Below are 6056 nucleotides of genomic sequence, written 5' to 3'. Positions count from 1 at the left end.
GGCATTCATTGCGTTGGTAATGGAAATTTCGAACAGAGACATATAACTCGTGTCAGCAGTTCCTCCAACGATAACCTTCTTGATGTTCAGCATTACCTGATCGAGCGAGCTGTTCTGAATATCGTACATCAGTTCCTGGATGGCGACATCTGTGGTAGTCGTTGCATCGAGAGTTGTAATGAACATATACTTGTTGGTGCAGGTTTCGATCGGAGTGAAGTAGTTCTGATCTACCATTCTCACAAACGAATCGTAATACTGCTTGTCAAGCTTCGTGAGAATGCTCTGTATTTCGGCATCAATAGTATCAAGCTTTGCAGACATCACGTCCAGCTTGTCGTTTATCTCTTGAACCTGGTTGAGAATCTCGCTTATCATTTCTGCGCTTTGATCACCGAGTCCAAACAGGCTTTTCATAACCCACGATATCGCACTAACGGCACCCTTTGATGCTATACCGGTTGTTATTCCCTTCAAGAGGTCCTTGGCTATGCTTGAGATGTCAATATCCAGAGTCGCACCAACGCCGAAATTGTACTTGGCGCCGCCGACAATTGCCTCGACAATTACCTCTATGAAGTCCCTGTAAACTCCGCCGAAGTTTTCATGGACGAAGTCCGAGAGCCTTTTCATAGAGAAATACGAGGTCTCGAATTTAGGGTGAAGCTGGCTCAAAACATTCACCTCAGGGGGGGACGTTTAGGGCTTCTCTGACCTGACTAATGGCCTCTGCATAGCTGGTTCCCATTCTGAACATGTAGGCCGTAAAAACTGATGTGACTGGATTTACAAGTATTTGCTCCGAATAGAACGACTCTTCGACAACCGAGGCAAGGGCATCAGTCCTTTCCTGTTCTTCGGGAATATCGAAGGACGCCAGAACTATTACCGGAAACTTCAGCCCCGTGGGTATGGGTATCGAGAACCTCCCATAATTGTCGGTTTCAAACTCCCCTTCAATGACCTGATTTCCGTCCAGGTCAAAGACCTTCACGATAGCGTTTTCAATATATTCGTCTGCAAAAACTGTGCCCTTAATTGCATTTGTTCGAAGAAGACCAACGCAACCCGTGACAAAGATTAGCAATACCAGAAGAAAAAAGAGAGAATACTTCTTCATTTACAACGCCCCCCAAATATCTTGATTTGTAAATCAGCTTATTGGCAAAAGCGCGTCTATGTGGAGAGTTCAGGTCTCGGAAGAAAGTTGATTTATCTAATTAAATAGAAGATTTATGGAAAATCAGTCATTTGTTCACACTGTGAAAGTCAAATCTCTGGTAGCGGGAATGAAACATTTTTTGTGGTCTAGGAGCCTTAGGAATTCTGAGCTGCAAAAATCCTTATCGAGTATCTTCAGAAAAGAGATTAGACTTGAAAGCCGTCTGAAGAGGTTACGAAGAAAGAAAAAAACCCCACTATTGGTAAAATGGGAGTGTAGGAGGTCTGCTTTAAGGACCACAGAAGGGCGAAATCTGATAGTGACAAGGCATAACCTGGAGTGATACGTTTCTGAAGCTGGAAGCTTTGGAGCATCAAACCGAGAATCGGAATTCTTTAGAAAGAGGTGCCTCATATGGAGATAGGGATAGTAGGACTTGGCAAAATGGGAGGCAATATCGCCAGAAAACTCGTCGCCGGCGGACATACTGTCATCGGCTATAATCTGAATTCGGAGATCACAAAGGCTCTGGCTGAAGAGATAGGACTTTACCCGGCCTTTTCTCTGGAAGAGCTTGTGGGAAAGTTGACGCCGGTTCGGATTCTTTGGTTGATGATTCCAGCAGGCGTTCCAACTGAAACGACCGTAAATGCTCTTAAAGACTTGCTAGATTCTGGAGATATCGTCATTGACGGAGGCAACAGTAATTATAAAGACTCAGTTAGGCGATCGGAGAGACTTTCAGAAAGAGGAATCAAGTTCGTAGATGTAGGCACTAGCGGGGGAATTTGGGGATTGACAGAAGGTTACAGCATGATGATTGGAGGGGAAAGAGAGATCATAGAGAACCTCACGCCATTATTCACAACGCTTTCGCCTGAGCAAGACAAAGGGTGGGGAAGAGTCGGACAAGCGGGAGCCGGCCATTTCGCAAAGATGATCCACAACGGAATAGAGTATGGGTTGATGCAGGCCTATGCGGAAGGATTCGAGATTCTTAGAGCGAAGAAGGAGTTTGATTTCGATTTGAAGGAAGTGACCGATATATGGCTTCACGGAAGCGTGATCAGGTCATGGCTTCTTGAGTTGATTAGCGATATACTAGCCGGTGATCAGGATCTCCGCAACATAGAGCCATGGGTTGCAGATTCTGGAGAAGGACGATGGGCAGTTGTTGAGGCAATGGATCTCGACGTCCCCGCCCCGGTAATTACATTGTCTCTACAGAAGCGAATTGAGAGCCGCGTTGAAGAGGATTATTCGGCAAAACTCCTTGCAGCCATCAGAAACAGGTTTGGCGGCCACGAAATAAAACAAACGAGACTGGAGAGTAGAGATGGCGAAGACTGAGAATTCAATAATGATTGTATTCGGAGCTTCCGGTGATCTTACACAACGGAAACTGATTCCGGCTGTTCACTCCCTCGGTTGTGAAGGACTGCTGCCTGAAAAATTCGACGTTATCGGCGTTTCTAGGAGCAAGATATCGGATAAAGACTTTAGAGATAGGTTATTCTCTGGGGTTCAGGATTACTCCAGATCTGATCCAAAGATCTGTAATCTCTGGAAGGGATTTGAAACTAAGATCGAGTACTTGCAGGGCGAGTATGATCAAGAAGAGACATACAGCGAACTGAAAAAAAGGATAGACAAATTGGAGAAGAACGAGCAGGCTAGATTAAATCTTCTTTTTTACCTCTCTATTCCTCCCGAAATGCATTCGATCATACTGAGACACTTGGGCAAATTGGGTCTCAGTGGATCTGAGGGAAGAGAAATCCGCGTCGTGATCGAGAAGCCTTTTGGAAGAGATCTTGAAAGCGCAAGAAAGTTGAATTCGATCGTTCACGAGTCTTTTAGGGAAGACCAGATTTTCAGGATAGACCACTTTCTCGGGAAAGAGACCGTTCAGAATATACTTGCTTTCCGTTTTGCCAATTCGATATTTGAACCAGTATGGAATCGTCAATACATTGATCATGTTCAGATAACTGTTGCTGAGGATATTGGAGTAGAACACAGGGCAGGATATTACGATACCGCTGGGGTTTTGAGAGATATGTTTCAAAATCACATGCTTCAGCTTCTGACTTTAGTGGCTTTGGAACCGCCAGCAGTTTTCGAGGCTGATGCTCTAAGGGATGAGAAGGTCAAAGTTCTGAGATCAATGAACAAGTGTTCAGACGTCGTTCTGGGTCAGTATGATGGCTATCTTGAAGAAGAAGGAGTTGCTAAGGATTCAAAAACGCCTACATATGCTGCACTTAGGATGTATGTGGATAATTGGAGATGGAAGGGAGTCCCATTCTATCTTCGATCTGGCAAGAAGATGAAGAGAAAGGTTTCGGAAATCTCCGTCCATTTCAAGAGCGTTCCTCATATGCTTTTTGGACAATCCGGAAATGGCGAAGATGTTAGTCCGAACATTCTATCTCTTTGTATTCAACCTGACGAAGGAATGAAGCTGTATTTCGAGGCAAAGATTCCTGGTGGTCCGATGAAGACCAGAACAGCCAAAATGGATTTCAGTTTTTCCAGCGGATTCGGTAATGACACCCTCCCTGATCCATACGAGAGACTCCTTTTAGATGTAATGCAGGGTGATGCATCATTGTTCGCCAGATCTGATGAAATCGAGTTAGCTTGGGGAATAATCGACCCTATAATAAGAAGACAAGAGAATGGAGAAATCAAGTTGTGCACTTATGCAACCGGTAGTTGGGGTCCCGAAGAAAGCAGTTTTCTCGTTTCGAGGGAAGGCCGGGAGTGGTTTGTTTGCTGTTGTGGTGAGGATGGAGAACTACCAGAGGAGCAAGATGGCGGCGGCAAATAGGCAGTTGAGCATCTTCGAAAACTTTGAGCAGCTATCACATGCGGCCGCCGAAACTTTGGCAAAACTAATCGAGAACAGAACAACCGTTCATGAGAGATTTTCAGTAGGTCTTTCGGGAGGTTCTACGCCCGAAAGACTTTATGAAATTCTTGCCGAAGAACCTTACAAACAAGGTATTCCCTGGCGAAAAGTCGACCTTTTCTGGGTAGACGAGAGGTGCGTTACTCCCGATGATGATGAAAGCAATTACGGACTCGTGAAGGAGCTTCTGCTTAGAAGGATCGAGATTCCCCAGGAAAACATTCACAGAATCAAAGGTGAATTATCCCCTGAGATTGCCGCGGCTCAATACGAAACAGAACTGATTGACTATTTTGGAAAACATTCCACAGATTTCGATCTTGTAATATTGGGATTTGGAGAAGACGGCCACACGGGGTCTCTCTTTCCCGGTTCGACTGAAATTATCGACCGTGATTCTCTCGTACTTACCAGTGAAGTGAGCTACGATGGAAGGCCATCCAAAAGGGTTACGCTTGGTCTGCGAGCTCTAAAGCAGGCCAGAAACATCTTCGTTTTGGCCTCCGGAAAGGCGAAGGCAGAGATCGCTAGGTTGGTTCTGGTCCAAAATGACTGTGAACTACCAATAAGTCTTGTATCTCCTGAATATGGGAAACTCTTCTGGATGATCGACAAAGAAGCGGCTCGGCTTCTACCAAAAGACTTTCTTGATTAGCTTTGCTGTCGAATTGTTGAGCATGCATTGATTAAGGCTCTTCTTGACAGCAAAATGGAAGAAATCGCAGGAAGAAGATCTGAAAGTCTCATGAATTCGTTGTAGATACTTGAATCACTTTCGAGATGCGGTGCCACGTTATATTGCTTGTCACTTTGTTAGCGCTTGACTTATAGTTGTGGATAGTGGTATAATATAGGTGCCATGTTTCTTAGACTGAAACACTTCAAAAACAAAGACGGTTCCACCAGGAGTTACCTGCAACTCGTAGAGAATATGCGAGTGGGGAATAAGACTAGACAGAGAGTTCTGGTTAATCTGGGGAGAGTAGATGATCTCCAGAACAGCGGCCAGATAGATAGGCTCATTGAAAGCCTGAAGAACTTCTCTACAAAAGAATGGATTAGAAAAGAAGCCCTTAATGTAAATCAAACCTATCTGTGGGGACCTGTTGTTATCTTCGAGCAGTTGTGGAAGGAACTAGGTATTGAAAGGGTATTGAGGAGACTGCTGGGAGATACGGATGCAGTTAGCGATTACGTTGAGGCTATATTCGCTATGGTACTTAACAGACTTGTCGAACCGAGATCGAAGAGAGGAGTAGACAATTGGGTAAGCAAGGTTTACAGACCTGAGTTCGAGCAGCTGAGTCTCCACCATTACTACCGTGGACTGGATTATCTTGAGAAGTTCAAGGAAGAGGTGGAGGAAGAGCTCTTCAGTAATGTGAAGACTCTCTTCAACTTGAATCTCGATCTAGTCTTCTGGGACACAACCAGTACATACTTCCAGGGAGAAGGACCTGACCTGTCATTTTATGGTCGTTCTAAGGATCACAGATCTGATTGCAAGCAAGTGGTGATTGGGGTACTAATGACGAAGGATGGTTTCCCTGTTGCTCACCAAATCTTTCCTGGGAACACCGCTGACATAGATACCTTCAGGAAAGCTCTTGAGGATATACGAAGAAGATTCAACATAGACAGGGTTATAGTGGTAGCCGATAGAGGAATGATAAGCAACGGACTCATTGAGGAGATAGATAAGGCCGGACTGTCATACATATTCGGAGTGAAGATGAGAAGGAGCAAGAGAGTTGAGGCGGTATTGAATCAGCCCGGTGATTACGAAAAAGTGGAAGAGAATCTGAAGGTAAAGGAAGTTCTGTATGAGGGGGAGAGATACGTAATCTGTTTCAATCCATTTCAGGCAGAAAGAGACAGAATCAAGAGAGAAGAGATAGTGAAGAACCTTACGAAGAAACTTAAACAGGGACCTAAGAGTCTTGTGGGAAACAGAGGATACAGAAGATATCTGAGTATGCA

General features: G+C 44.7%; 5 protein-coding genes and 1 pseudogene. 4 read left to right on the top strand and 2 right to left on the bottom strand.

The features are described 5' to 3' along the window. Together RJ60_RS14645 and RJ60_RS14640 are read right to left on the bottom strand one after the other, a co-directional pair. Window positions 1–675 (bottom strand): annotated as a pseudogene (locus RJ60_RS14645) (hypothetical protein); the annotation flags it as partial. 10 nt (window positions 676–685) lie between these two features. After that, entirely contained in the window at window positions 686–1120 is a 435-nt protein-coding gene (locus RJ60_RS14640) for a hypothetical protein (protein WP_103135244.1), read from the bottom strand. Between the two features lie 456 nt (window positions 1121–1576). On the opposite strand from RJ60_RS14640, the gene gnd reads away from it, so the two are divergent. The 4 genes from gnd to RJ60_RS14620 form a co-directional block, all read left to right on the top strand. Then, entirely contained in the window at window positions 1577–2512 is a 936-nt protein-coding gene (gene gnd / locus RJ60_RS14635; protein WP_099828434.1) for a phosphogluconate dehydrogenase (NAD(+)-dependent, decarboxylating), read from the top strand. Next, window positions 2499–3995 (top strand): glucose-6-phosphate dehydrogenase, encoded by a 1497-nt coding sequence (gene zwf, locus RJ60_RS14630; protein WP_103135243.1) that lies wholly within the window; start codon window positions 2499–2501, stop codon window positions 3993–3995. Before gnd ends, zwf begins: the two co-directional genes overlap by 14 nt. Beyond that, window positions 3979–4731, top strand: coding sequence for a 6-phosphogluconolactonase (gene pgl, locus RJ60_RS14625; RefSeq protein WP_180979984.1), 753 nt, complete (start codon window positions 3979–3981; stop codon window positions 4729–4731). Before zwf ends, pgl begins: the two co-directional genes overlap by 17 nt. A gap of 204 nt (window positions 4732–4935) precedes the next feature. Continuing rightward, on the top strand, window positions 4936–6056 hold a 1121-nt coding region (locus RJ60_RS14620), incomplete at its 3' end, for an IS1634 family transposase (protein ID WP_103135241.1).

Source organism: Mesotoga sp. B105.6.4, assembly GCF_002896535.1.
Classification (GTDB): Bacteria; Thermotogota; Thermotogae; order Petrotogales; family Kosmotogaceae; genus Mesotoga.
The sequence above is the reverse complement of the archived record's forward strand: the minus strand, read 5'-3'. Positions and strand labels throughout refer to the sequence as shown.